The sequence below is a fragment of the Pseudoalteromonas sp. H105 genome (genome assembly GCF_001469215.1).
GTDB lineage: Bacteria > Pseudomonadota > Gammaproteobacteria > Enterobacterales > Alteromonadaceae > Pseudoalteromonas.
In genome coordinates this window covers 220177-246477 of sequence record NZ_LOFH01000004.1, presented here as the reverse complement: position 1 = coordinate 246477, position 26301 = coordinate 220177, and the positions used below count along the sequence as shown (strand labels likewise).

Sequence of the window (26301 nt, the reverse complement as noted above, 5' to 3'; positions counted from 1 at the left end):
AATACATGAGCGATACAAATAATGAAAAGCATCAACAACGTCAACAAAAGGTAAAAGACAAAGTCGATGAGCGAATAGCCGCAGCGCAAATTGAAAAAGGGATATTTCAGGTAATAACCGGTAACGGTAAGGGGAAATCAACCTCGGGTTTTGGCACCGTGACACGCTGTGTTGGCCATGGTATGAAAGCCGCTGTTTGCCAATTTATAAAGGGCACATGGCCCTGTGGTGAACGTAACTTATTACAAGGGGCGGGTGTTGAGTTTGCCATTATGAACACCGGTTTCACATGGGAAACACAAAATAAAGAATCAGATACTGCCGCTGCGCAAGCGACATGGCAAGAAGCGAAGCGCATGTTATGTGATGAATCAATTAACCTCGTATTACTTGATGAAATAACTTACATGATTACTTATGGTTATATTGACCTAGAAGAAGCGCTGGAAGTGATTTCAAATCGCCCTGCGATGCAATCGGTGATTGTAACAGGTCGAGGCGCACACCGTAAGTTAACCGATCTTGCTGACACGGTAAGCGAGGTTCGTAACGTCAAACACGCTTTTGATGCAGGGGTTAAAGCGCAGATAGGTTTTGACTACTAATGTTGATGTGTCGACTTTTTCTGTTCATTTTTATTGCCCTTAGTTGTGCAAGTGCGCAGGCAGAGGTGAATAAAACACCGCTTAGGATTGTTGCGCTGGCTCCACATATTGTTGAGAACTTGTTCGCTATTGGTGCTGGCGATCAGATTGTGGGAACCGTCGAGTATGCTGATTTTCCTGATGCAGCGAATAGTATCCCCCGTTTAGGGGGGCATCAAGGTATTCAAATTGAAAAGCTTTTAGCACTTAAACCTGACTTAGTACTTGCATGGAAAACAGGCAGTAAAGTTGAGGATTTAGCCTTAATAGAGCGTATGGGTATAGAAGTCTCATACAGTGAAGCTAATGACGTTGAGAAAGTACCACAAGAGCTACTTCGCTTAGGTAGGTTAACGGGACGAGAAGACGCCGCAAAACGTGCTGCGAATAAATTTCAGCAGCAACTTGCACTGATTAAAGCTAAGCAACAGGGCAAAGCAAATGTGGCTGTATTTTATCAGCTGTGGCCGGAGCCGATGATGACAGTCAGTAAAAATACATGGATAAATCAACTTATTGAAATTTGCCAAGGCAGTAATGTGTTTGCCAATAGTCGAACAGACTACCCCCTAATCAGTATTGAAAATGTTATTGTTGCTAAGCCTGAGGTGATTATTCTTCCTGAGGAAAAATCAAACACAAAACAACCCGTGATCGCATGGCATGAATGGCCAGAGGTACCTGCTGTAAAGCACAATCAGTTTATTCGTGTCGATGCTGATTTACTGCATCGTTTTACAACGCGTATGCTTGATGGACTTGACGATATGTGTCACAAAATTGATCAATCCAGAGCTGTAATTCAGGAGGCAAAATGAGTCAGTGGCAACCCTTTTTAAATAACGAATTCGCAAAGCCATATATGCAAGAAACGCTTGATTATATAGCTCAAAAACGCCACGCAGAAGTACCCGTTTACCCGCCAGAGTATCAGGTTTTTAGTGCTTTTGAGGCAACGAAATTGAGTGATATTAAAGTTGTTATTTTAGGTCAAGACCCATACCACGGCGAAGGTCAAGCCCATGGCTTATGTTTTTCTGTGTTGCCTGAGGTAACTAAACTGCCCCCGTCATTGAAAAATATATATAAAGAGCTCGCCACTGACATTCCTACCTTCGAAATACCAAAACACGGGTATCTTCAACGTTGGGCAGAACAAGGCGTATTCTTACTAAATACGGTATTGACAGTAGAGCAAGGGCAAGCACATTCACATAAGCATTTAGGGTGGGAGCAATTTACTGATAATGTGATTGCTCATATCAATAACAACACGCAAGGTGTGGTGTTTATTTTATGGGGCGCACATGCGAAGAAGAAAGGCAAAGGCATCGATACAGCCCGCCATTTTATACTCAATGGTCCGCACCCTTCACCGCTTTCGGCACACCGTGGTTTTTTTGGATGCCGGCATTTTTCAAAAACGAATCAGTTATTAGAGCAGCAAGGCAAAGTTGCAATAAACTGGCAAGTGTAAGAATTAAAAAAGGCCGTTAGCTGTGAAGCATGCGGCCTTTTTTTAAGTTAAAAATCTAACTCATCAATCGCCACATTATCAGCGAAATAGTCTAACTCCTGTAGTTCTTTACGCAAACGTTGCTTATCTTTTAATGCTTCGATTTCGCGCCATTTTCTCTTTTTATTTTTTTGAGAGGCCTTTTTTGTTGTGCTAGGACCTTCTAATATTTCTAAAATATCATCTAGGCTATCCATGAACTTCTCCTATTGAATTTTGAACCTCGGAAATACCTATACCACAGGCCAAACTAAAATAGAATAAAAAAGTGACATTAATGTTACAGTGATGTGATAGCTATATTAATAAATATAATTTTAAACATAAAAAACGCCACAGAAGTGGCGTTTTTAAAGTAAGTGTTTATTTACTTACGTTATTATTTAATTACATTGCTTTAAAACGTGCTTCTAACTGTTCTTGAGCATCAGCAAATGAGCGGATACCTTCAGCTAGCTTTTCAGTCGCCATTGCATCTTGGTTATGTAACCAACGGAATTGCGTTTCTGTCAGTGGCGCTGGTTTTGGCTCTTTAGGGATATCACTTTCAAGCAAGTATTCTTGGGCGCCTTCAAGGTTGCCTAAATCTTCTAAAAGGTTAGGGCTAATAGTTAGCTTGTCACACCCAGTTAAGGCAATAATTTCGCCGGTGTTACGGAAGCTTGCACCCATTACCACGGTTTTGTAGTCATGGCGTTTGTAAAATTCAAAAATGCTACGCACAGATTGCACACCTGGATCTTGTAGCGGGTCTGTTGGCTTTTCCATACCATTAGCAACGTGCCAATCTAAAATACGGCCAACAAAAGGCGAGATTAAAAATACATTTGCATCAGCACATGCACGTGCTTGGGCATCGCTAAACAATAAAGTAAGGTTACACTTAGTGCCTTCTTTTTCTAACTGTTCAGCCGCTTTAATGCCTTCCCATGTAGAGGCAACTTTGATTAAGATCTTATCTTTACTGACGCCTTCTTTTTCATACAAGCTAAGTAAAGTGTGTGCTTTATTGATCGTTGCTTGTGTGTCAAACGAAAGGCGCGCATCCACTTCAGTAGAGATATAACCAGGTACAATTTCACTGATTTCTTTACCAAGTAATACGGCAAAGTAGTCGCATGCTAATTCAAGTTGCTTAGCAGGATCTTGCTCGGTTTCTTTAGCGTAGCTCCAAGCTTTATCTAAATAAGGCTTATAAGCTTCAATCTCGCTCGCTTTTAGTAAAAGCGATGGATTAGTGGTCGCATCTTCTGGTTGATGCTTTTTGATCGCTTCAATATCGCCAGTGTCGGCTACGATAGATGAATGTTGTTTTAGCCTTTGTAGAGCTGAAGTCATTTGCTTTCCTCATTCCAAGCAAGTTAAAAGAAAATCTACACCCTTAATATACTGAGTTCATACTGCAACAGTGTGACAATGCTTGATAGGTCTTATGTCCTTATCAATAAAAAAACGGTGGCGTATGAGTTTTTAAGGGAGGATTTATTTAAACAAAACGTGCTTTTCGTTTCATTTAATGTTGAAATTGACATTAAATAATTTACAAGTCAATAGCTAACTATGATCACTGTTATTTCACCTGCAAAAAATCTTGATTACGACACGCCACCGGCAACCGATAAGTTCACTCAGCCTGAATTACTCGAGCACAGCGAGGAGCTTATGAAAGTATGTCGTGAACTAACACCGGCACAAATTGGCAGTTTAATGAAAATTAGCGATAAGCTCTCAGGACTAAACGCAGCGCGTTTTAGCGAGTGGTCGCAACCATTCACCACCGATAACGCCAAACAAGCTGTGCTGGCTTTCAACGGCGATGTATACGGCGGTTTAGACGCTGGCACTCTAACTGCCAGCGAGCTTGATTACGCACAAAATCACTTACGTATTTTATCTGGGTTATATGGCTTATTGAAGCCGCTTGATTTAATGCAAGCATATCGGCTTGAAATGGGCACTAAGCTTGAAAATTCTCGCGGTAAAAATTTGTATGAGTTTTGGGGCAGCATTATTGCAAATAAGTTAAACGATGTATTAAAAGCACAAGACGCGCAATACCTTGTTAATTTAGCTTCAAATGAATACTTTAAAGCGGTAGATAAAAAAGCGCTTAATGCGCAAATTATTACGCCACATTTTAAAGACTGTAAAAATGGCCAATATAAAATAATTAGCTTTTACGCTAAAAAAGCCAGGGGCTTGATGGCGCGTTATATTATCGAAAATAACGTAACACAACTAAGCCAGCTTAAAGCGTTTACTGTTGATGGCTATTACTTTAGTGAAGACGCGACACAAAAAGAACTTGAGCCTGTTTTTTTACGTGATGAGCAAAACTAGCGTTAAGCTGTTTTTAAGTGTTAAGCCACGCAATTGCGTGGCTTTTTATTTTTAGCGTTAAATTTGCAAATGCTGTGAGTATATTTAAAGGGCATTTAAGGGACTGGCATTTCAATAAATGAATCGAAAACTCCATGGCTGGATTGATATTGTAATCAGTCATGTTTCTAATGTTATAGTGGCTATGCTCATCGCCATTATCTATAACAGCACGGTTACCTTATTGACCTACTGATTTTTAAGTTCGGTCCCACAAAACGCAATGGCTATTTTAGGTGGCAAGTTGTTAAAAGCTACCTACAGTTAAAGTAAGTTTCTTATCATGCAAAGCCTTAATATGGGAAATATAAACTTAAGTGAGCCAAATAACCCCTGTATTAGACGTTGTTGTCTTGACGATAATGATACGTGTATAGGCTGCTTTAGAACGCTCGAAGAAATACTCGGTTGGCGAAGTTTAAGCACAGCACAAAAGGAGCGCATAATCACTGAGTGTAGAGTGCGAAAAATACAGCGAAAGAAAGGGAGTTATGGCTAGTTGCTTTTGTTAGCTCATATAAATAAAAACAATGCCATAGCCGCTCAGAAAGAGGGAATAAATTAGGTGTTATTGTGTGGCTTTTATTTTGTTTTCAATCATATTAATACCTTGCGTATTCTCTATGTATTTTGCGTAAGAGCCGTTTAAACTTGGTTCGAGTAACTCTCTTTGATTCAAGCTTATCGTCTGTGATCTCCTTCAACTGGGATAAATGTTCGCTAAGCTTAGTTTATTAGTGCAGCGCCTGTTTGGCATTGATGCTGTGTTATCGCCTATTTACGGAATAACCACACCGCGTATGCGCTGCCTTGCCTTAATACCAAACAGACTACTGCAATTAATCTTATTCGATTTTTTAAGTTTCTGAAAATAACTATTTATTATTGTTTTTTATATTGTATAAAATTCACTCATACCGTGTTGAGTCTAAATCAGCATTTTTGGCATGGCCTTATTTTTAAATGACGCTTTATTTTTAACCTTAAATTTACATTTTTGCGATGGTTTAACTTTCTAATTTAACTCACTGAAATATAAAAGATAAAAATCAACTGATTGTTTTTACTGCATGATAATTGCTTTTTGCTCATAAAACACTTCCCGATTAATGGATTGACAGCGTTGTCTTTGCGTGTTTCTATAAAAGGGTTGTAAATTAAATGTTAATTTACAGCTATTAAATTTAACATCCAAGGAATTTAAAATGAGCGTGTCTAAACTACCTACCTTTAAAATCTCAGCTTTAGCGAGTGCGGTTTTACTATCTACAGTCCCAGCAGCAATGGCTGAACAAATTGAGTCAGAGCGATTCATTGTTCATTTGTCAGAACATACAACAGCAGTACACACAACATTTGCGCGCAGCCAAACGCAAGTGAACGACATGAAACGCAGTTTAATGAATAACATTGCAACGAACGCGAGCGTTGAGGTTGTTCAAGCATTACCAGAAATTAATGCTATGGCCGTGGTGTTAACCGCTGAGCAAAAATCACGTTTGGAGCAAAGTGCCGATGTAGTGAGTATCGAAGTGGATCCTAAGCGCTATTTAATGGCTGAATCGACGCCTTATGGAATCACCATGGTGCAAGCAGCACAGCTTTCTGACAACCTTACAGGGAATCAGAAGGTCTGTATCATGGATACTGGTTACACCTTAAACCATCCTGATTTACCTAATACCGGTGTGACTGGCAGCGATGGCTATGGTGCTAACAACACAGGCAACTGGTATAACGATGGTAATGGCCATGGTACGCATGTTGCCGGTACTATCGCAGCACTAGGAGGCAATGGCCAAGGTGTGATAGGGGTTAACTCATCGGGTCAATTAGGGTTGCATATTGTTAAAGTGTTTAATGATCAAGGTCGTTGGGCATATGGCTCAGATCTTGTTGCTGCAATTAGTCAATGCCAAAGTGCTGGCGCGACTGTAACCAGCATGAGTTTAGGTGGCCCTCAATCATCTAATGCTGAGCGCCAAGCTTTTGCCAGCAGCTATGCCCAAGGTATGTTGCACATAGCAGCAGCAGGTAATGATGCGAACAGCTCACTAAGTTACCCAGCATCGTATGATGAGGTTGTATCGGTGGCGGCTGTTGATCGCAATGGTAATAAAGCGTCTTTCTCTCAATATAACGCGCAGGTAGAAATAGCCGCGCCGGGAGTAGGCACTAACTCAACCTGGAACAATGGCGGATATAAAAGTATTAGTGGTACGTCAATGGCAACCCCTCATGTATCAGGTGTTGCAGCATTGGTGTGGAGCCATTTTCCACAATGTTCGAATCAACAAATTCGTGATGCATTAAATGCTACTGCGCAGGATAAAGGCACGCCAGGGCGTGATACTTCGTATGGTTTTGGTATTGTTAAGGCGAAAGATGCCTATGACTATTTAGCTCAATCCGAGTGTGGCGGGGGGAGTGGTGTGGATAATGCACCTGTGGCACGTTTTAGCGCGGCGGTGAATGATAAACAAGTTACATTTTCTAACGCTTCAACTGATGATAAAGGCATAAGTGGTTACTATTGGAACTTTGGTGATGGTAACTCAGCCACCAGTGAAAACCCAATTCATACCTATGCTGCCGATGGCAACTATTCAGTTACGCTAGAAGTGACTGATACGGCAGGTCAAACAAATCGACGCAGCCAAACCGTTAAAGTAACGTCGGTGGTTGGCGGCGAATGTGATGGTGTTGCGTCATGGAATGCCAGCAAAGCATACCGTATTGGTGATTTGGTTGAGTTTAATCAGACCAAATATAAAGCGACCTGGTGGTCAACAGGTGCAAGTCCAGCAGTATTTTCAAATGTATGGTCTCGCCAAGGTGACTGTAAAACCGGTGGCGGTACAGTTAATCAAGCGCCTAAAGCGAATTTTGATTTTAGTGTAAATGGCTTGGCAGTGAATTTTACTAATGCTTCAACTGATGATGTTGCTGTGACTGCGTATAATTGGACCTTTGGTGATGGCAATGCTGCAAACACTAAAACCCCAGCACATACATATCAAGCCGCTGGTAGCTACAAAGTTGAGCTGACGGTAAGTGACGCACAAGGACTAAACCATAGCTTAACAAAAACCATTACAGTGAGTGACAGCGTGACACCGCCTGAAGGCTGTAGTGATCTGGCTGTCTGGTCTGCATCAGCGGTTTATAATCAAGGCCAAGAGGTTGCATTTAATAGCCGCCGTTATAGTGCGAAGTGGTGGACTCAAGGTGCTAACCCTGCGGATAATTCATCAGCATGGGCTGTGTGGAAAGACTTAGGCGTATGCCAATAACGCTAAATAACCATAGTTCAGGTTAAAAAGTAAAAAGCCGAGGCTCATTTTGATGAGCCTCGGCTTTTTTAATAATCTTGAAAGGTCAACAGACCCTAAATTATTACTTCTTTTTCTTCACTTTTGTTTTCGCTTTTTTGCGTGCTTTAATTTTAGCTGGATCTTTCACTTTTTTAATCGGCATTTTAGCTTCTTTATGCTGAGGCTCAATCCCTTTGATTACACGACGTTTTAGCTTTTGCTCAGTGTAACGTTCAACCTTAGATAAAACAGCAATATCATGTGCTTCAACGAGTGAAATTGCGATGCCTTTTTTGCCTGCGCGGCCTGTACGACCAATACGGTGAACATACACGTCAGCAGTACGTGGCATGTCAAAGTTTATAACATGGCTTATATCAGCAACATCAATACCACGAGCAGCAACATCAGTAGCAACTAAAATTTTAGTGCGTCCACTGTGGAAGTTTTCCATGGCTTTCATGCGCTTGTCTTGTGGCATTTCACCGCGCAACCACGCGGCTTTTACACCGTTGTTAGTCAGTTCACCAATTAAGGTTTCAAGACGTTCACGGGTTTTTACAAACACAATGGCTTTGGTGACATCGGGTGCATTTAAGGTATTCACTAATAGCTCTAGCTTGTGGTGATAGTCATCAGCTAAGTGCACCCACTGGTGAATTTTGGCTTTTTCTTTACGCGATGATTCTGCCTCAAGGAGTGCAGGGTCATTTAATATTTGCTCTGCAAATCTCTCAACACTGTCGCCTTCAAGTGTTGCTGAAAACAAAAAGCATTGACGGCGGTTTTTAGCTTCTTCACAGATGCGCATCATTTCTTTACGAAAGCCCATGTCGAGCATGCGGTCTGCTTCATCTAAAATAAGCATTTCAACATTTTCAGCGTGAAAGTTTTCGGTTTCTAAATATTCCATTAAACGCCCTGGTGTGGCGATAAGAATATCGTTGTTTTTTTCAAAAATTTCTTTATGCGTACCGTAGTTAATACCGCCCGTTACTACACCAATTTTAAGGTGAGTGCCTTTGGCAAGTAACTCACATTGTTCATGAATTTGATAAGCAAGCTCGCGGGTTGGTGTCATAATTAATACTCGCGCAAAGCCAGGTTCGCGGCGTGGGAAATCCAATAAGTATTGAATTGCTGGAATTAAAAATGCAGCTGTTTTACCTGTACCCGTTGGCGCAGATGCTAAAATATCACGTCCTTGCAGCGCTTCAGGAATCGCTTGTTGCTGAATGCTGGTTGGGGTTTCATAACCCATTTTAGCGACGGCGTTTAGTAACTTGTTATCGATATCAAAATCAGAAAATTGCATAGAGTGTCAAAAATAGAGGACAATGCAGATAATTATACGCGCTATACAGCGGTTGGTGAATGAAAAGGTGAAAAAATGTCAGGGTTTGTGTTTAAACAATTTAAAGTTGAGCATGACCAGTGCGCTATGAAGGTCTCGACCGATGGCATTTTATTGGGTGCCTGGGCGAAATTAACTAACGGCCAACGAGCGCTCGATATAGGCACAGGCACAGGGTTATTGGCTTTGATGTGTAAACAGCGAGCTGTGGACTTAGCCATCACAGCCGTCGAAATTGATGAGGCCGCTTACCATCAAGCCAAGCAAAATATTGCACAAAGCCCGTGGCCCGATATTGCACTGTATCATCAACGTATCCAAGAGTTTGAAGCCGATGCGCCATTTGATATGGTAATTAGTAACCCGCCTTATTTCATTAATAGCTTAAAAGGGAATGATGCAGGGCGAAACACAGCACGCCATACAGATGGTTTAAGTTTTACTCAGTTAATTGCTGCATTTAAACGCCTAACTAACACCAGCGCGCTATTTAATGTGATATTACCCTGCGAAGAAGCGAAGTTGTTTATTGCTGATGCATTTAAACAAGGCCTTTATTTGCAACATCATTGTTTAGTACAAACTAAAAAAACTAAGCCTGCAACGCGAAGCTTAATGTGTTTTGGCTATCATGAGGTTAATTGCAAGCCTCAGCACTTGATCATTCATAATGAAGGCGGTCAATACAGTGATGATTTCGTTACCCTATGTAAGGGCTTTTATTTAAAGATGTGAGCTTGATTGAATAACAGGTACAAATAGCGCACACTAACCAAAATGACTCTAAGTAAATAGATATGGATAATCAATTACCTAAACCATTAATGGTATTATTAGCAGTGCTACAAGGGATTGCTTTAACACTGTTATATCGCAGCCTTGAAGGGGCAACATGGCCCGCCTCAGACCCGATTTGGTTTACCTCTTTGGCTACATTTGTAGTTAGTTTTCCTTTACTGACGTTACTTGCAATAGAGCAAGGCAATATTAAAAAGTTACTTATTTACTTGCTGCCTTTTTGCTTATTGTTGTCACTATTAGGTGGGTACATTGGTTCTGAGCAATACCCGTTAGCGTGGGTTGATAATGATTTGCTAACCGCTACTTTTGTGATTACCTCCTTGGTCGCAAGCTTTAAAGCTTTAATGTATATCCAGCAGTTTATAGATAAAGAGGCGATTCATTATGCTCAGTTGTTTAAACTGTCATGGCGTAATTTTCTTTTATTCATTGAGTGCTGGTTATTTGTTTTAATTTTCTGGGGTATTTTGAAGTTAGGCGCTGCCTTATTTGACGCACTGGACATTGAATTTTTCACAGCGCTATTAAGAAAAGAATGGTTTTGGATCCCTACAATTACCTTAGCGTTTGCTTTTGCGAGTATTGTATTTAGAGGTCTGTTAAATGTAGAGCAAAGCATAGCAACATTACTGCAAGTTCTAATTAAATTTTTACTGCCTGTTTTAACTATTGTTTCTTTAGGCTTTTTAGCGACTTTGCCCTTTGCAGGGCTTGAAAAATTATGGCAAACAGGCAGTGGCACTTCGTTGGTTTTATGGCTGCAATTGCTAACACTCTTTTTTGTAAATACAGTCTATCAACAAGCGTCATTACAGCGTCCTTATAGTATTGTTTTGCATAGGTTAATTATTATAGGCATTGGGTTGTTACCTATTTATAGCTTAATAGCTGCCTATGGGCTTTGGTTGCGTATTGATCAATATGGTTTAAGTGTTGCAAGATGCTGGGCCATTTTAATGTGCTTTTTACTGGCGTGTTTTTCGTTTGGCTATTTAGTGGGGATTATTAAAAAACGAGATGCGTGGCTCGAGGTGCAAAACAGGGTCAATATTGGCATGGGCCTCATTGTGCTAGTAAGTATGCTGTTGGTCAATTCCCCCATTTTAAATTTTCAACGTATCGCGAGTGATAGCCAGATTGCGCGCTTAAATGATGGCAAAGTCACACTTAAAGAGTTTGATTATAATTACTTTGCATCAAATCTGGGTCGCCAAGGTTATCTTGTAATGCAAGATTTGAAAGCGCAAATACAAAACTCGCACCCAGAGCAAGTAGCAATCATTGAGCGAATGTATGTAAACCCTAATTTTGAAACTATTGAAGAACTTGAAACTCTTTCAGAGTTTATCGCCCATAGCTTTTTTTGGCCGCAGCAAGAAGCGTTTCCTGATGATTTAATAGAGTCTATCTTCAATAAAATGCATTTCAGCAACTGGGCGCCTTTAAGCAGCCACTCTTTTTACTTTATTGCTATTGATTTAAATAATGACGACCAACTTGAGTATGTCTTTATTGACGAGACTAACCATTTTACAGAGGCCAAACTTTGGTTTCAAAATGACGGCGCGTGGCAACAAAAATACATGAACACGGATAACCCAGCGCAAATTAAGTTATTAAAAACCTTATTAGAAGCAGGCAAAGTCCAGACAGAAAAGCCGCGCTTTAATCATTTAAAGGTAGGCGATGTTGTGTTCACAGTCGCGAACGATGTACCTAATTAGCTTTGAGGCCGATTGAACTTATGGCGTTTGCGAGCATTGTTTTAGTCGTAACGTCATTGGTTTCACAGAGTGACTATTCAGGTGGGCGTATAATTGTAACCGTTATTATATGGTCCTAAAAACCTTATTTCTGCTCTTTGTTGGTAAACTTAACGCGTTCTTTTTTGCACCTGCTAATTATTAAATTTAATCACTGCATACGTATTCAACTTTCATTCTTTCAAAATCCACATAGTGTTAAAAACTTGTAAATAGAAATTACCATTTTTGACAACACAATGGAAAACACAATGAAAATTAAAAAACTAGCTGCTGTTACAGGCGTACTCTTCACGTTGGGTGCGTCTTCACTTAGCCATGCTACTCCTACAACATTTGTTCACTTATTTGAATGGAACTGGCAAGATGTTGCACTTGAATGCGAGCAATACTTGGGACCAAAAGGCTATGCAGCCGTTCAGGTTTCCCCCCCTAATGAACATATTTTAGGAAGCCAATGGTGGACACGTTATCAGCCTGTTAGCTACCAACTGCAAAGCAGAGGCGGTAATCGTGCGCAATTTGTTGACATGGTTGAGCGCTGCGATGCTGCAGGCGTTGATATTTATGTTGATACGCTGATTAACCACATGGCGGCTGGCAGTGGCTCCGGTACAGCCGGTAATTCTTTTGCTAGTAAACAATATCCGATTTACAGCCCACAAGATTTTCATCAAAGCTGCTCAATCAATGGGCCTGATTATGGTAACGACCGTTGGCGAGTACAAAACTGCGAACTTGTTGGATTGGCAGATTTAGATACTGCTGCAAGTTATGTGCAAAACACCGTGGCAGCTTACATCAATGATTTACAGGCGATAGGGGTGAAAGGATTTCGGTTTGATGCAGCTAAACATGTTGCAGCCAGTGATATTCAGAGCTTGATGGCCAAAGTAAATGGCAACCCAGTCGTGTTTCAAGAAGTAATAGACCAAGGTGGCGAAGCTGTTGCAGCAACTGAGTATTTAAGCACAGGCTTAGTCACTGAATTTAAATACAGTACAGAGCTAGGTAATACGTTTCGAAATGGGTCATTAGCGTGGTTAAGTAACTTTGGTGAGGGTTGGGGCTTTATGCCAAGTGCATCAGCAGTGGTTTTTGTTGATAACCATGATAACCAACGCGGACATGGTGGGGCTGGTAATGTGATTACTTTCGAAGATGGCCGCTTATACGATTTAGCCAATGTATTTATGCTTGCATACCCTTATGGCTACCCCAAAGTGATGTCGAGCTATGACTTTCATGGTGATACAGATGCGGGAGGCCCTATGGTGCCAGTGCATAATAATGGCAACCTTGAATGCTTTGCCAGCAATTGGAAATGTGAACACCGTTGGTCCTATATTGCAGGTGGTGTCGACTTTAGAAACAACACGGCAGATAACTGGGCAATCACAAATTGGTGGGATAACACCCATAATCAAATCGCCTTTGGTCGCGGATCATCAGGGCATATTGCTATTAATAAAGAGGATTCAACCCTCAATGCAACAGTGCAAACAAACATGGCGCCTGGGCAATATTGCAATGTTTTAAAAGGCGAAATATCGACAGATAAAACCAGTTGTTCGAGCGAAGTGATTACTGTCAACGCGGACAGTACGATAAGCCTCAATGTAGAGGCATGGGATGCAATGGCCATTCATCAAAATGCTAAACTAACCACATCCGTTGATGAGCAAAGCGATTGGCAACGAACGGTCATTTTTATTAGCGCGCAAACCCAAACGGGGCAAGACTTATTTATTCGCGGCGGGATTGATCATACCTATGCAAACGCAGAATTAGGACGTAATTGTCAAAACACTAATTTTGAGTGCGCAATGCCGATTCGTCATAATAACTTAAGCAATGAAACCACAACTAACTGGAAATTAAATGATAGCTACCTAGATTGGTATGGCGCTCAAACAGGCCAAAGTACTGAGGCACAAGGCACAGCAACCGATTGGACGACTAACGTGTGGCCATCAAGTTGGGGGGCTGAAAAGACCGTCGCAATGGATGGCTTTGGAGTGACGCCACTGAATACCTGGGGGCAGCATTATTGGATGCTTGATGTAGATATGGATTGTTCTAAAGCAGTCAATGGCTGGTTTGAAGTTAAAGCATTTGTCAAAAATGGACAGGGTTGGGAGGGGGATATTACCCAATCGAATATGCCATACTCCACTACAAACCATGTAGCTCAATGCGGGAAAATCAATAAGTTTGAGTTTAACAGTGCAGATACCGAGTATCAGAATTTTTAACTTAAATTGAATTGCAAAGGCCCACGTAATCGTGGGCCTTTTGTTAACAGCGCTCAGCAGCGGCTAAGTTTGAGCTCGCATGACTGTTACAAAGTCTCGCTGTATTCAGTCATTATTTGCTCAACCCAATTGGCAATTCGCTCATCACTGTGCTCGTATTGACTGTCCTCATCAAGAGCAAGTCCAACAAAGTGTTTGCCCTCAGGAGTGAGTGCTTTTGATGCTTCAAATTCATAGCTGACATCATTTGGCCACAACCCTAACAGGGTAAATTCTTGGGTGCTAATTTCATCGTGCAGCATACCAAGGGCATCTTGAAACCATTGGCCGTAACCTTGTTGATCGCCCATACCAAATAGCGCGATAGTTTTTCCGGTTAGGTTAACATCTTTAATGTCATCCCAGATTGATTCCCAATCTTCTTGTAATTCACCGAAATCCCACGTGGAAATACCAAAGATGATAAAGTCGTAATTCTCTGCATTTTTAAGTGGCTCATCTTTGATGTTGTGAAGGGTGACAATGTCTTGCCCAATAATATCGCGGATTTTTTCTGCAGCTATTTCCGTATAGCAAGTTGTAGAGCCATAAAATAAACCAATTTGCATCGTATTTATCACTGTGTGTTTGCTTGATATGATAGGCTGAAGTTTACCGTAAGGTATAAATAATTGATACCTTGATTACATGGGAATAACTGTGACATCGTTAGACAAAAACAAGCCATTAGAAACACTTAATGACACTGAGAATGAGGTGTTAACCAATAACGATTATTTAGAATCGTTTTTAGATAACCTCTACCTTGAACAGCATGTCAGTGATAATACGTTATCGGCGTATCGCAGTGACTTAGATAAGTTTTGTTTATTTCTTAAAGGACAGACGTTGCTCGCAGTATCCAGCTCGGATATTGAAGGCTATTTAGCTCATCGTGTTGATTTAGGTTTAAAACCGCGAAGCACTGCGCGAAGCATTAGTGCCCTAAAACGTTTTTATCAATATCTTGTGCGAGAAAAGTACCTCACCGAATCACCTATGGTTAATATAGCGCAACCAAAAGCAGGTCAATCGCTGCCAAAAACACTCTCAGAAAATGAAGTTGAAGCCCTTTTAGCCGCACCGAATACCGATGAACCGATGGGGCTGCGTGATAAAGCGATGCTGGAGTTGTTGTATGCAACGGGACTTCGGGTCAGTGAGCTTGTAGGTTTGCGTATGGAGCAAATAAACCTTCGCCAGTCTGTTGTGTTTGTAAAAGGCAAAGGCAATAAAGAACGCTTAGTGCCTTTGGGCGAAGAAGCAATGTATTGGCTTGAACAATTTTTAAAAGTAGGCCGCGCGCAAATGATCAAGCATGCGACTGATTTTGTATTTCCTTCGAAGCGGGGAGTGGGCATGACTCGACAAACTTTTTGGCATCGTATTAAACACTATGCTATTTTGGCATCGGTTGAATCACCTTTATCGCCACACACATTGCGCCATGCATTCGCAACACATTTACTTAATCATGGTGCAGACCTGAGGGTTGTGCAAATGATGTTAGGGCACAGTGATTTATCGACCACACAAATTTATACCCATGTTGCTAATGAACGGTTAAAGTCAGTTCATCAGCAGCATCATCCGCGTGCTTAGTGAGAATTTTTTTCAGTATTAGCGGTCTTAGTTATTAATAGACACAATTTTCAGGATATAAGAGAACATGATGAAAAAGTTAGTATTAGCCGGTGCAATATTAGGCACCAGTATCAGTGCGTTTGCCAATGGCGTATTAGCCATCCCTGATGCCAATGACCCAATTGTAACTAAATTTGCAGAGCTCGGCGTGACTGTAAAGCAAATTAACCCAAGCCCAGTAGCAGGTTTAAAAGAATTAATCACAGATAAAGGCGTGCTTTACGCAAGCCCTGATGGTCAATTTTTAATGCAAGGCACGTTAATAGATTTAAGTAATCGTAGCAATTTGACCGAACAAGCATTAAATGGTGTTCGTAAAGAAGGCTTATCTGAATACGAAGAATCAATGATTGTGTATAAAGCAAAAGATGAGAAGCACAGTATTACAGTGTTTACCGACATAAGCTGTGGTTATTGCCGTAAGTTACACCGTGAGCTAGATGACCTGCTTGAAGCAGGTATTACCGTTAAATATTTAGCATTCCCACGTGGTGGCTTACAGGGATCTGGCTATGCAGACTTGATGAATGTATGGTGTGCCAAAGATCAGCAATCAGCACTTACCGAAGCAAAAGCGGGCGCTGACACTGTGGCGGTAAAAGACTGCGCAGCCCCGATACCTGAACACTATCAACTAGGTCAAAGCTTTGGCATAAGTGGTACGCCAGCAATTATTTTAGAAGACGGCACCATGATCCCAGGCTACCAACCAGCGGCTGCATTAAGTGCTGCACTTGAAGCTAAAAAGTCGTCATAACGAGTCAGTTATTATAAAAAGGCCGATAAGGCCTTTTTTTGTTTATATCCAATAAAAGTAAATGTATTCCCGCATGGAAAAACTAATTCAAGCTCGTAACTATGTTGATGATTCTCACTTACCAAGTCATTTGCACCCAGTCATTAAACAAATATATGCGACGCGACAGGTAACTGATGCTAATGAGCTTAATAACAGCGCGGCTACCTTGCATGACTTTAGGTTATTTAAAGACATTGATAAAGCTTCCGAGTTATTAATCGAGTCACTGCAAAAACAAAGCAAAATACTGATAGTCGGCGATTTTGATGCGGATGGCGCAACCAGTACAGCCACACTGATGCAGGGTCTAACCATGTTTGGATTTGCGCATTTAGATTACCTAATTCCCGACAGATTTAGTTTAGGTTACGGTTTAAGCCCTGCACTGGCTGAACAAATTGTGACAATAGCACCCGATTTAGTCATTACAGTTGATAATGGTATTTCATGTATTGCGGGCATTGATATTGTTAAAGCCGCGGGTATCAAAGTGTTGGTTACCGATCACCACTTACAAGGAGAGCAATTACCCAATGCGGATGCCATTGTTAATCCAAACCGTCATGACTGTGAGTTTCCATCCAAATCCATCGCAGGCGTAGGGGTGGCGTTTTATTTACTGATTGCACTCAGAAGTGCAATGCGGGATTTAGGGCATTTCGAACAGTCATCACCGCCGAATTTAGCCGAATTACTCGATATTGTTGCCTTGGGCACTGTGGCCGATGTAGTGGCGCTGGATGCGAATAATCGAACCTTAGTGTATCAAGGTTTAGCGCGCATCCGCAGCGGTAATACACGCCCTGGGATCACGGCGTTAATAGAGGTTGCTAACAGAAATTCTGCGCGTTTAAGTGCCAGTGATTTTGGTTTTTCACTTGCACCCAGATTAAATGCCGCAGGTCGATTAGATGATATGAGTTTAGGTATAGCGTGTTTACTTAGTGCTGATATTAATCAAGCAAGGCGCATTGCCAGTGAGCTTGATAGCCTAAACCACGAACGACGAGAAATTGAACAGGGCATGCAAACTGAGGCTCAAGCAGTGCTTGATCGCCTTGCATTTGCTGGCGATACCGTGCCCGATGCGATTTGCTTATATCAAGAAGACTGGCATCAAGGGGTTATCGGTATTTTAGCGGGGCGCTTAAAAGAAAAGTACCACAGGCCGACCGTTATCTTCGCTGGGGGAGATAATGGCGATATCAAAGGCTCCTGCCGCTCAATAGAAGGGCTGCACATGCGTGATCTGCTCGAACGTTTAAATACTTTGCATCCTCACTTAATAAGCAAATTTGGTGGTCATGCAATGGCTGCTGGGTTGAGCATCAATGAACAGCATTTCAGTGAATTTAAACAGGCATTTGAGCACGCAGTATCAGCGCAATTAAGTGAAGAGCATAAGCAGTGTATTATTTTGACCGATGGAGAGCTGCCAAGTGAGTGTTTTAATATGGAGTTTGCGCAATTAGTCAAGCAAGCCGGGCCGTGGGGGCAGCAGTTTCCTGAGCCTGTATTTGAGCATGTTTTTGAAGTTGTGCAGCAGCGTATTGTCGGTGAAAAACATTTAAAGCTGGTGCTTAAACATCAATCTGGCCGCTTGGTCGATGCGATTGCGTTTGGCGTTGATGTTAAAGCGTGGCCCGATACCGAAGTGCGTTTTGTCAATGTTGCTTATCAACTGGATATTAATGAATTTAGAGGTAAATTTAGTTTGCAATTAATTGTTCGTGAGTTGCAAAAGAGCCCATAAAAAATATCACGCTAGCATGTATAAAAAACTAATAAAACGCGCGGTTTTTTGTTAAAATCGGGCGTTTTTATTATTTAAAGAAATTTATAGGGCAAATTGCCGTGTAAATCAGCCATTTTGGAGTAACGTAGATGTTTGAAGTGAATCCTGTGATTAATCAAATCAAGGAAATTCGCGAACGTACCGAGCTGCTTCGGGGGTACCTTTGACTACGCTCACAAACAAGAGCGCCTAGAAGAAGTTAACGCCGAACTCGAAGACTCAGCGGTATGGAATGAGCCAGAACGTGCGCAAGCACTTGGCCGTGAAAAATCAGCACTAGAGGCCGTCGTTGAAACGATTGACAACCTTGTTGCAGGTGCTGACGATGTTGAAGGTTTACTTGAGCTTGCAGTAGAAGCTGAAGATGAAGAAACATTCGCTGAAGCGCAAAGCGAGCTAGGTGACTTAAACGAGCAGCTTGAAGGTTTAGAGTTCCGTCGTATGTTCTCAGGCCCTCATGATTCAAACGATGCGTACCTTGACTTACAATCTGGTTCTGGCGGCACCGAAGCACAAGACTGGTGTAACATGCTTCTGCGTATGTATTTACGTTGGGGTGAAGCTAAAGGCTTTAAAGTCGAGCTAGTAGAAGCGACTGACGGTGATGTTGCTGGTATTAAAGGCGCCACTGTACGCTTTGTTGGTGAATACGCTTATGGTTGGTTACGCACTGAAACAGGTGTTCATCGCTTGGTACGTAAGAGCCCGTTTGACTCGAGCGGCCGTCGCCACACATCTTTTGCTTCAGCATTCGTATACCCAGAGATAGACGATAATATCGAAATTGATATTAACCCGTCTGATTTACGAATTGACGTATACCGTGCATCAGGCGCGGGTGGTCAGCACGTAAATACCACAGAATCTGCGGTACGTATTACCCACGTGCCAACAAATACGGTAGTGCAGTGTCAAAACGAGCGTTCTCAGCATAAAAACAAAGCGCAAGCGATGAAACAGTTAAAAGCAAAATTATTTGAGCTTGAACTGCAACAACAGAATGCTGAAAAACAAAGCCAAGAAGACGCTAAATCGGACATCGGTTGGGGTAGTCAAATTCGTTCATATGTACTTGATGACGCCCGTATTAAAGATTTACGCACCGGCGTTGAAAACCGTAATACCCAATCGGTACTTGACGGTAACTTAGATAAATTTATTGAAGCCAGCCTAAAATCTGGTTTATAACCACCAAGCTAAAAAAGAGCTAAAAAATGACTGATCAAATCCAAGACGAAAATAAGTTAATCGCTGAGCGTCGTGGCAAATTAGACGCTATTCGCGAAAATTGCCCAGCCAACGGTCATCCAAACCAATTCCGTCGTGAGCATTACACGGCAGATTTGCAGGCTGAGTTTGGTGATAAATCGAAAGAAGAGCTAATAGAGCTTCAGCATGTTGTATCAATTGCTGGACGTATCCTTGCCAAGCGTGGTCCGTTTATGTCTATTCAAGATATGAAAGGCCGTGTGCAAGCGTATGCATCAAAAGATGTACAAAAAGATTTAAAAGCAAAATACGGTCAATTAGATATCGGTGACATCATTGGTGTTAAAGGTGCGCTTAATAAATCAGGTAAAGGCGACTTATACGTAGAAATGACAGAGTATGAATTACTTACTAAGTCATTACGTCCACTTCCTGAAAAGTTCCATGGTTTATCAGATCAAGAAACGAAGTATCGCCAACGTTATGTTGATTTGATCACCAACGAAGCAACGCGTGAGACGTTCCGTATTCGCTCACAAGTGGTTGAAGGTATTCGTCGTTTCTTAGCTGACCGTGACTTTATGGAAGTAGAAACACCGATGCTACAGGTTATTCCTGGTGGCGCAACGGCGCGTCCATTTGTGACTCACCATAATGCCCTTGATATCGACATGTACTTACGTATTGCACCAGAGCTTTACTTAAAACGCCTGGTGGTAGGTGGTTTTGACCGCGTATTTGAAATTAACCGTAACTTCCGTAACGAAGGGCTATCAACGCGTCACAACCCAGAATTCACTATGATTGAGTTCTACCAAGCATACGCTGATTACATCGACTTAATGAATATCACCGAAGACATGTTACGAACAGTGGCAACAAACGTACTTGGCAGCCCAATTGTGGTTAATACTACTAAAGACGAAAACGGTGAAGTGATCGACTCTGTTGAGTACGACTTTGGTCAACCGTTTACTCGTTTAAGCATGGCAGATGCAATCTTAAAGTATAACCCTGAGTTTGATGCAGCGGTATTTAACGACCCAGAAAACCACTTTGAAGAATTAAAAGCGTACGCTAAGCAAGTACACGTTAAAATCCCTGAAAACTGTGTATGGGGCCCTGGTAAATTCCTGTGTGAAATATTTGAAGAAACGGCTGAGCACATGCTTATCCAACCTACATTTATTACTGGCTACCCGTGGGAAGTATCGCCACTTGCACGTCGTAACGATGAAAACCCATTTGTTACTGACCGTTTCGAGTTCTTTGTTGGCGGTCGCGAACTTGCAAATGGTTTCTCTGAGCTTAACGATGCACAAGACCAAGCAGAGCGTTTCACGCGTCAGGTTGAAGAAAAAGATGCGGGTGATGATGAAGCAATGCATTACGATGAAGACTATATTCGCGCACTAGAGTATGGCCTACCGCCAACTGCAGGTGAAGGGATTGGTATCGACCGTTTAGTTATGTTGTTTACTGACTCATCAACAATCAAAGACGTTATCTTGTTCCCGCACATGCGCCCGCAAGCTGACTAAGTTTATTTTTAAATAAGCTATAAAACGCCGCTTACTCTAGCGGCGTTTTTGTTAGAGAAATTTAAATAATCGACATTAATCACCATTTTTTATTTTTTTAATGTATTGAAATTTATTACAAAATAAAAAAATGTTAAATATGTGTTATTTAAATTTAGCAATGTAATTTATTTAGACTAGACTCTTCGCTTCTAACAAAGCGTAAAGTACGTGTTTTAATTTTTTAGTTTAACCCTAAAGTATGTTTATTACATGGATTTGGTATGAAAGATAAAAAACAGCAGCCTAAAGATATGTTAAGTCGTTACACTGATGATGAGCAAAGGCAATTATATTGTCGTGCCTGCATTGCGGAGTTTCAACAGCTGGGTTATCAGGATCAATATTTAGCGCAGCTGTCGGCAGACTTAGTACCCGTACTTGGTATCAACAGCGAAATAGAAAAGCCATAACTGTTTAATCATCAAGCTTAAAACGTGTGTTTTTTGTTCTAATGCATATTCTCTAACCGAACAACCGCTTTTAACAAGAAAAGTATTTGACATATTTTCTGAAATCTTTATTATACGCCCCACAAGACGGAGAGGTGGCCGAGTGGCCGAAGGCGCTCCCCTGCTAAGGGAGTATAGGGTTTGTAGCTCTATCGAGGGTTCGAATCCCTCCTTCTCCGCCATTTATTTTAATAAATGGTTTCTTGTAATGTAAAGAATGGGCGCATAGCTCAGCTGGATAGAGTACCTGGCTACGAACCAGGCGGTCGGAGGTTCGAATCCTCCTGCGCCCACCATCCTTTACGCACTCTGCTTAGAGTTTAAATTAGCAAATAAAAAGTGGGCGCATAGCTCAGCTGGATAGAGTACCTGGCTACGAACCAGGCGGTCGGAGGTTCGAATCCTCCTGCGCCCACCACTTTTAAACTAGTTATTGCAAGCTAGCAGGTCAGACAAGACTTTAAAATTAAAATAGAATGTGGGCGCATAGCTCAGCTGGATAGAGTACCTGGCTACGAACCAGGCGGTCGGAGGTTCGAATCCTCCTGCGCCCACCACTTTCTATAGTTTTTAAATTTTATAGAAAGCAGTAACCGACATGCGTCGGTTTTTTTATGCCAAATACGGTATAAACGTCAGAAAAGACCCTAAAATCGAAATAGAATGTGGGCGCATAGCTCAGCTGGATAGAGTACCTGGCTACGAACCAGGCGGTCGGAGGTTCGAATCCTCCTGCGCCCACCACTTTCTATACATTTACAGAAATATGTAAGAAAGAAGCAACCGACGGAAGTCGGTTTTTTTATGTCTAAAATTTGGCATGTGCTTAAAAGAATCAAAGCCGCGATAAACAGTCGGAGGTTCACTCTTACAAGATACGTCCTGCACCCACCACTTTTTATACATTTACAGAAAGATGTAAGAAAGAAGCAACCGACGGAAGTCGGTTTTTTTATGTCTAAAATTTGGCATGTGCTTAAAAGAATCAAAGCCGCGACAAACAGTCGGAGGTTCACTCTTACAAGATACGTCCTGCGCCCACCACTTTCTATATAACTCAAGTGCCACTGTGCTAAGCTATTAGTTGCGGCATACGACTATACATTCACCAAACCACATTAATGAGACAACCATAGATATTACAAATTTATTTGGATTAACCTTGCATTTAAATGTTTGCTAACAGACTTAATAGGATGATTCGATGGACTCTGAAAATACAATTGAACAACAGCGCACGCTTATTGATGAGTTAAGTGAGATTTCGAGTGAAGGACAAAACCCTGAAACTTTAAATATCGACTTGCTCGATAGCACGCAAATATTACATAAAATAAATGCCGAAGATCAAAAAGTGGCCGACGCTGTTAAGCGGGTTATTCCTCAAATAAGCCAAGCTGTTGAATGCATTGTAACTGCATTTAAAAAAGGGGGGCGGCTTGTGTATATAGGGGCAGGAACCAGTGGCCGTTTAGGTGTATTAGATGCAGCAGAGTGCCCACCTACTTTTAGTGTTAATGAACAACACGTGCTCGGCATTGTTGCTGGTGGTGAAACAGCGCTTAAAAAAGCAATCGAAGGAGCCGAAGATAATCCGTATTTAGCTGTTGATGATTTAAAGGCTATTCACTTAAATTCACACGATGTGGTTGTGGGTATCGCTGCAAGTGGCAGAACGCCTTATGTGTTAAGCGCCATTAATTACGCAAACACCCTAGGGTGTTGCACCGTGGGGCTCACTTGTCATCCAGACTCACAGTTAATAGCGCTTGCAGATGTGGAGATTTGTACGGTTGTTGGTGCAGAAGTGATTACAGGGTCAACTCGCATGAAATCAGGCACCGCCCAAAAATTAGTGTTAAATATGTTAAGTACAGCGAGTATGATTCGCTCAGGCAAGGTGTATAAAAACCTCATGGTTGATATGAAGGCAAGTAATGAAAAACTGCATGCTCGCGCTGTGCGTATTGTGATGCAGGCAACGAACTGTGCGCACCAGCAAGCGGTCGATGCACTAAATGATGCTAAGCAAAATGCTAAACTCGCGATATTAATGGTTTTAACGGGGAAAAGTGCACAACACGCAGAACAGCTCCTCAATCAATCTGGTGGTTTTTTACGTCAAGCTGTGGAGTTATAATGCAAGCAATGCTTCGTCTATTTTTATTACTGTTTATTTATATAGGGTGTGTGCAGTTTTCTGTTGCAGCAACCACACTATTGCAAGGACAGCCCATTGTTGCGGCCGCACAGCATGAACTTTACCTACCCGCCTTAAAAGGCTTAAACATTGGCGTTGTTGTTAATCAAACCTCGCACCTTGATGGTCAGCATCTTGTTGATTTTTTACAGGCACAGGGTATGAACGTAAAGGCTATTTTTGCACCTGAGCACGGCTTTCGCGGCGATCATGATGCGGGTGCTCATGTTAAAAGTGCCGTTGATAGCAAAACAGGTATTAAAATAGTGTCAATTTATGGCAGCAATAAAAAGCCAGCCACTGGTGAGCTTGATGAGTTAGACGTCATTCTCTTTGATATTCAAGATGTAGGAGTGCGTTTTTATACCTATATCAGCTCTATGCATTACATGATGGAAGCGGCCGCACAGCATAATATTAAGTTTATTGTTTTAGATAGGCCAAACCCCAATATCGCTTATGTAGATGGGCCAGTATTAGATCCTAAGTTTCGATCGTTTGTGGGTATGCACCCAATTCCTATTTTACATGGCATGACAGTGGGAGAATTGGCCTTAATGATTAAAGGTGAAGGTTGGATCAGCAGTGCAGATACATTAGATTTAACCGTTATACCTGTCGCGAATTACACCCGTAACACCCCATATCAATTACCTATAAAGCCAAGCCCTAACCTACCGAATGCTCAGTCGGTTCGTTTATATCCCTCGTTATGTTTTTTTGAAGCGACGCCAATTTCAATAGGTCGCGGTACTGATTTTCCATTTCAAGTTATTGGTTTCTCGCCTGTACCATTAGGTGACTTTAAGTTTGCGCCTCGTGCTATCAAAGGAGCAGCAATGCACCCTAAATTTAAAGGTGTTGAGGTACTTGGACTCGATTTACGCCAAAGTGATATTAAGGGGCTTGAGTTAGGGCTTTTTATTTCTGCTTACAGGCAATTAAAAGCTAACAACCTCACCTTCTTCGAACGAGAAGGCTTTATGGATAAGCTTGCAGGCACAGATACATTGCGTTTAGCTATTGAAGCTGGGCACTCAGAGGAACGTATAAAGCAAAGCTGGCAGCCTGCGCTTAAGCGTTTTAATTTACAGCGTGCGCCGTATTTATTATATCGATAGGCCAGTTAACTGGCCTTAATACAAGTGCTTAGGTTGTTGAGTGTTTAACGCGCTGATTGTGTAAGTGACATCAGTAACATATCAATCACAAAATCTTGCGCTGTGCGAGTCAAGATAGCCTGCAGTCGCCCCGACTTTTCTTGTGTAATAGTATACAGTTTTATGTGAGCTACATTTGCAACAGGGTTACTGCCAAACTGAGTGAGTGATAGTAAATTGCAGTTACTTTGCTTTGCACATTTAATGATATTTAAAATGTTTTCATTATTACCAGATTCAGTGATCGCAATGACTAAATCGTTTTTGCCAAGCGTTTTTGCATAAGCAAGTTGCATAGCGCGATCCAGCTCTGCGATTGCAGGCATGCCAAGTTGTTGCAGTTTGTGTGAAAACCCTTTTGCTATTAGCGCCGACTCATCATCACCACAAATTAAAATGTGTTTAGACGCTTTAATTAACGCAACTGCGTGTTCAAATGCCGCTGTTTCATTGAGGTTTTTAGTTTCGCTGAGTACAGCATGTTGGTTGCTGATCAGTTTTTCACTTAATTGTTCAATGGTATCATTACGCGTGATTTTGCCCTGAGGTTTAGGCTCAGACGGCTCGCCATTTAACGCATCGATAACGGCTAATTTAAAGGCAGGGAAGCCTTTGTAACCAAGCTTTTGAGAAAACTTAACAACGCTCGATTGACTAACACCCGCGGCTTTAGCCAACTCAATTGAGGAAAGATCCCTAATAGCGTTTGCTGAAGTTAATGTGAAGTCTGCTAGTTTTTCTTCACTGCTCGAGAGAGACGGGCGTAACGCTTTGATTTTAACAAAAGTGGACATACTACTCACTTATTAAGGTATTTGCCGTCTTTATAGCATTAAATAGAATAAGTTTGTACTTGTTTTGGGTTCATTTGTTGCTGTCTGTAAATAGAATTTCATTAGGTTGAATATATTATTCTTATAGCTGTGGTTGTAACGTCTAAAAAAATTCATTTTTATTCATAAATATGTTCAATACTCTCAATCTTTGCAGTGTTACTTTATAGTTATTATGAGGTTGTTCAAATTGACTGTTTAACTTGAACTCTGGTTAAGCGATGTACTAATATATTGATATTAAATAATAATTTTTTATAAGTCTCCAGCCGGAGACTGTCAGGGGTAACAAGGCGAATTTATGCGTCAATAGCTGATCTATTGCAAGTAAATTCAACGCAGTTAGCGCTTAAAGTAGCCGCTGGAGATATATTTATTATCCATAGTTCAGGTTACTTATCTTATTTACTAATTTGAGTGTGTTAATAAATAAAGTATTTTTGTAAGTTGGGGGCGACTCGCTTTGTTAGTCGCTTTGAATTGCTTCAGCTTCTCTTCATTATTGCGTTTAACGCTGAATTAGCTCTCGGTTATAAAAATAGAAAACCACCTAAATTGGCGTTA

Annotated in this window: 22 protein-coding genes and 5 tRNA genes; 22 read left to right on the top strand and 5 right to left on the bottom strand. The window is 41.4% G+C overall.

Annotated features, from left to right (window positions below; genetic code table 11):
- Window positions 1–5 precede the first annotated feature (5 nt).
- From cobO to ung, 3 genes are read left to right on the top strand one after another with little or no spacing between them, the layout of a single operon-like run.
- Entirely contained in the window at window positions 6–605 is a 600-nt protein-coding gene (cobO, locus tag ATS75_RS09095; protein ID WP_058560129.1) for a cob(I)yrinic acid a,c-diamide adenosyltransferase, read from the top strand.
- Between the two features lie 5 nt (window positions 606–610).
- Window positions 611–1462, top strand: a complete 852-nt coding sequence (locus ATS75_RS09090; RefSeq protein WP_058560272.1) for a cobalamin-binding protein — start codon at window positions 611–613, stop codon at window positions 1460–1462.
- Entirely contained in the window at window positions 1459–2121 is a 663-nt protein-coding gene (gene ung / locus ATS75_RS09085) for a uracil-DNA glycosylase (RefSeq protein ID WP_058560128.1), read from the top strand. The genes ATS75_RS09090 and ung overlap by 4 nt, the downstream gene beginning before the upstream one ends.
- Window positions 2122–2168: 47 nt before the next feature.
- On the opposite strand, the gene ATS75_RS09080 is transcribed toward ung, so the two are convergent.
- Together ATS75_RS09080 and tal are read right to left on the bottom strand one after the other, a co-directional pair.
- Window positions 2169–2357 (bottom strand): DUF3545 family protein, encoded by a 189-nt coding sequence (locus tag ATS75_RS09080; protein ID WP_058560127.1) that lies wholly within the window; start codon window positions 2355–2357, stop codon window positions 2169–2171.
- Window positions 2358–2547: 190 nt separating this feature from the next.
- Window positions 2548–3498, bottom strand: a complete 951-nt coding sequence (gene tal / locus ATS75_RS09075; RefSeq protein WP_058560126.1) for a transaldolase — start codon at window positions 3496–3498, stop codon at window positions 2548–2550.
- A gap of 222 nt (window positions 3499–3720) precedes the next feature.
- On the opposite strand from tal, the gene yaaA reads away from it, so the two are divergent.
- From yaaA to ATS75_RS09065, 3 genes are all read left to right on the top strand, one after another.
- On the top strand, window positions 3721–4500 hold the full coding sequence (gene yaaA, locus ATS75_RS09070; RefSeq protein ID WP_058560125.1) for a peroxide stress protein YaaA: 780 nt from the start codon (window positions 3721–3723) through the stop codon (window positions 4498–4500).
- Between the two features lie 322 nt (window positions 4501–4822).
- Window positions 4823–5038 (top strand): DUF1289 domain-containing protein, encoded by a 216-nt coding sequence (locus tag ATS75_RS20125; RefSeq protein ID WP_201020956.1) that lies wholly within the window; start codon window positions 4823–4825, stop codon window positions 5036–5038.
- 706 nt (window positions 5039–5744) lie between these two features.
- Complete coding sequence (locus ATS75_RS09065) at window positions 5745–7832, top strand: S8 family serine peptidase (protein WP_058560124.1); 2088 nt, start codon at window positions 5745–5747, stop codon at window positions 7830–7832.
- 103 nt (window positions 7833–7935) lie between these two features.
- Here ATS75_RS09065 and srmB read toward each other — a convergent pair whose 3' ends face one another.
- Window positions 7936–9168 carry an ATP-dependent RNA helicase SrmB gene (srmB, locus tag ATS75_RS09060; RefSeq protein ID WP_058560123.1) on the bottom strand — a complete coding sequence of 411 codons (1233 nt, stop codon included), beginning with the start codon at window positions 9166–9168 and terminating at the stop codon, window positions 7936–7938.
- Between the two features lie 75 nt (window positions 9169–9243).
- Here srmB and ATS75_RS09055 point away from each other — a divergent pair, with 75 nt between their 5' ends.
- The 3 genes from ATS75_RS09055 to ATS75_RS09045 all read left to right on the top strand — a co-directional run bounded on the left by ATS75_RS09055 (window position 9244) and on the right by ATS75_RS09045 (window position 14026).
- On the top strand, window positions 9244–9942 hold the full coding sequence (locus ATS75_RS09055; protein WP_058560122.1) for a tRNA1(Val) (adenine(37)-N6)-methyltransferase: 699 nt from the start codon (window positions 9244–9246) through the stop codon (window positions 9940–9942).
- Between the two features lie 62 nt (window positions 9943–10004).
- On the top strand, window positions 10005–11732 hold the full coding sequence (locus tag ATS75_RS09050) for a DUF4153 domain-containing protein (RefSeq protein ID WP_058560121.1): 1728 nt from the start codon (window positions 10005–10007) through the stop codon (window positions 11730–11732).
- A gap of 290 nt (window positions 11733–12022) precedes the next feature.
- Entirely contained in the window at window positions 12023–14026 is a 2004-nt protein-coding gene (locus ATS75_RS09045; RefSeq protein WP_058560120.1) for an alpha-amylase, read from the top strand.
- Between the two features lie 86 nt (window positions 14027–14112).
- Here ATS75_RS09045 and fldB read toward each other — a convergent pair whose 3' ends face one another.
- A complete protein-coding gene (fldB, locus tag ATS75_RS09040; RefSeq protein WP_058560119.1) occupies window positions 14113–14634 on the bottom strand; it encodes a flavodoxin FldB in 522 nt (173 codons plus the stop codon).
- Between the two features lie 148 nt (window positions 14635–14782).
- Between fldB and xerD the strand changes: the two genes are divergently transcribed.
- From xerD to ATS75_RS08975, 13 genes are all read left to right on the top strand, one after another.
- On the top strand, window positions 14783–15667 hold the full coding sequence (xerD, locus tag ATS75_RS09035; protein ID WP_414858282.1) for a site-specific tyrosine recombinase XerD: 885 nt from the start codon (window positions 14783–14785) through the stop codon (window positions 15665–15667).
- 70 nt (window positions 15668–15737) lie between these two features.
- Window positions 15738–16466 carry a bifunctional protein-disulfide isomerase/oxidoreductase DsbC gene (dsbC, locus tag ATS75_RS09030; protein ID WP_058560117.1) on the top strand — a complete coding sequence of 243 codons (729 nt, stop codon included), beginning with the start codon at window positions 15738–15740 and terminating at the stop codon, window positions 16464–16466.
- 73 nt (window positions 16467–16539) lie between these two features.
- Window positions 16540–18261 carry a single-stranded-DNA-specific exonuclease RecJ gene (gene recJ / locus ATS75_RS09025; RefSeq protein ID WP_058560116.1) on the top strand — a complete coding sequence of 574 codons (1722 nt, stop codon included), beginning with the start codon at window positions 16540–16542 and terminating at the stop codon, window positions 18259–18261.
- A gap of 131 nt (window positions 18262–18392) precedes the next feature.
- Window positions 18393–19491 (top strand): peptide chain release factor 2 gene (gene prfB, locus ATS75_RS09020; RefSeq protein WP_152996207.1). Its coding sequence is split into 2 segments (ribosomal slippage): window positions 18393–18467 and window positions 18469–19491, totalling 1098 coding nucleotides; the frame shifts between segments, so codons are not numbered across the junction.
- 26 nt (window positions 19492–19517) lie between these two features.
- Window positions 19518–21053 carry a lysine--tRNA ligase gene (gene lysS / locus ATS75_RS09015; RefSeq protein ID WP_058560114.1) on the top strand — a complete coding sequence of 512 codons (1536 nt, stop codon included), beginning with the start codon at window positions 19518–19520 and terminating at the stop codon, window positions 21051–21053.
- A gap of 263 nt (window positions 21054–21316) precedes the next feature.
- Window positions 21317–21505, top strand: a complete 189-nt coding sequence (locus ATS75_RS09010) for a hypothetical protein (protein WP_058560113.1) — start codon at window positions 21317–21319, stop codon at window positions 21503–21505.
- Window positions 21506–21633: 128 nt separating this feature from the next.
- Window positions 21634–21726, top strand: a tRNA-Ser gene (locus ATS75_RS09005).
- Between the two features lie 37 nt (window positions 21727–21763).
- Window positions 21764–21840, top strand: a tRNA-Arg gene (locus ATS75_RS09000).
- Window positions 21841–21885: 45 nt separating this feature from the next.
- Window positions 21886–21962: transfer RNA gene (locus tag ATS75_RS08995), tRNA-Arg, on the top strand.
- Between the two features lie 62 nt (window positions 21963–22024).
- Window positions 22025–22101: transfer RNA gene (locus ATS75_RS08990), tRNA-Arg, on the top strand.
- Window positions 22102–22211: 110 nt separating this feature from the next.
- Window positions 22212–22288: transfer RNA gene (locus tag ATS75_RS08985), tRNA-Arg, on the top strand.
- A gap of 460 nt (window positions 22289–22748) precedes the next feature.
- A complete protein-coding gene (gene murQ / locus ATS75_RS08980; RefSeq protein ID WP_058560112.1) occupies window positions 22749–23684 on the top strand; it encodes an N-acetylmuramic acid 6-phosphate etherase in 936 nt (311 codons plus the stop codon).
- A gap of 8 nt (window positions 23685–23692) precedes the next feature.
- Window positions 23693–24865, top strand: coding sequence for a DUF1343 domain-containing protein (locus ATS75_RS08975; protein WP_082665452.1), 1173 nt, complete (start codon window positions 23693–23695; stop codon window positions 24863–24865).
- Window positions 24866–24909: 44 nt separating this feature from the next.
- Here ATS75_RS08975 and ATS75_RS08970 read toward each other — a convergent pair whose 3' ends face one another.
- Window positions 24910–25698 carry a MurR/RpiR family transcriptional regulator gene (locus ATS75_RS08970; protein ID WP_058560111.1) on the bottom strand — a complete coding sequence of 263 codons (789 nt, stop codon included), beginning with the start codon at window positions 25696–25698 and terminating at the stop codon, window positions 24910–24912.
- Window positions 25699–26301 lie beyond the last annotated feature (603 nt).

What these genes read in the sequence shown, in the direction of transcription:
- cobO (WP_058560129.1), top strand. Translation starts at nt 6, where the DNA reads ATGAGCGATACAAATAATGAAAAGCATCAACAACGTCAACAAAAGGTA.
- ATS75_RS09090 (WP_058560272.1), top strand. Translation starts at nt 611, where the DNA reads ATGTGTCGACTTTTTCTGTTCATTTTTATTGCCCTTAGTTGTGCAAGT.
- ung (WP_058560128.1), top strand. Translation starts at nt 1,459, where the DNA reads ATGAGTCAGTGGCAACCCTTTTTAAATAACGAATTCGCAAAGCCATAT.
- ATS75_RS09080 (WP_058560127.1), bottom strand. Translation starts at nt 2,357, where the DNA reads ATGGATAGCCTAGATGATATTTTAGAAATATTAGAAGGTCCTAGCACA.
- tal (WP_058560126.1), bottom strand. Translation starts at nt 3,498, where the DNA reads ATGACTTCAGCTCTACAAAGGCTAAAACAACATTCATCTATCGTAGCC.
- yaaA (WP_058560125.1), top strand. Translation starts at nt 3,721, where the DNA reads ATGATCACTGTTATTTCACCTGCAAAAAATCTTGATTACGACACGCCA.
- ATS75_RS20125 (WP_201020956.1), top strand. Translation starts at nt 4,823, where the DNA reads ATGCAAAGCCTTAATATGGGAAATATAAACTTAAGTGAGCCAAATAAC.
- ATS75_RS09065 (WP_058560124.1), top strand. Translation starts at nt 5,745, where the DNA reads ATGAGCGTGTCTAAACTACCTACCTTTAAAATCTCAGCTTTAGCGAGT.
- srmB (WP_058560123.1), bottom strand. Translation starts at nt 9,168, where the DNA reads ATGCAATTTTCTGATTTTGATATCGATAACAAGTTACTAAACGCCGTC.
- ATS75_RS09055 (WP_058560122.1), top strand. Translation starts at nt 9,244, where the DNA reads ATGTCAGGGTTTGTGTTTAAACAATTTAAAGTTGAGCATGACCAGTGC.
- ATS75_RS09050 (WP_058560121.1), top strand. Translation starts at nt 10,005, where the DNA reads ATGGATAATCAATTACCTAAACCATTAATGGTATTATTAGCAGTGCTA.
- ATS75_RS09045 (WP_058560120.1), top strand. Translation starts at nt 12,023, where the DNA reads ATGAAAATTAAAAAACTAGCTGCTGTTACAGGCGTACTCTTCACGTTG.
- fldB (WP_058560119.1), bottom strand. Translation starts at nt 14,634, where the DNA reads ATGCAAATTGGTTTATTTTATGGCTCTACAACTTGCTATACGGAAATA.
- dsbC (WP_058560117.1), top strand. Translation starts at nt 15,738, where the DNA reads ATGAAAAAGTTAGTATTAGCCGGTGCAATATTAGGCACCAGTATCAGT.
- recJ (WP_058560116.1), top strand. Translation starts at nt 16,540, where the DNA reads ATGGAAAAACTAATTCAAGCTCGTAACTATGTTGATGATTCTCACTTA.
- lysS (WP_058560114.1), top strand. Translation starts at nt 19,518, where the DNA reads ATGACTGATCAAATCCAAGACGAAAATAAGTTAATCGCTGAGCGTCGT.
- ATS75_RS09010 (WP_058560113.1), top strand. Translation starts at nt 21,317, where the DNA reads ATGAAAGATAAAAAACAGCAGCCTAAAGATATGTTAAGTCGTTACACT.
- murQ (WP_058560112.1), top strand. Translation starts at nt 22,749, where the DNA reads ATGGACTCTGAAAATACAATTGAACAACAGCGCACGCTTATTGATGAG.
- ATS75_RS08975 (WP_082665452.1), top strand. Translation starts at nt 23,693, where the DNA reads ATGCTTCGTCTATTTTTATTACTGTTTATTTATATAGGGTGTGTGCAG.
- ATS75_RS08970 (WP_058560111.1), bottom strand. Translation starts at nt 25,698, where the DNA reads ATGTCCACTTTTGTTAAAATCAAAGCGTTACGCCCGTCTCTCTCGAGC.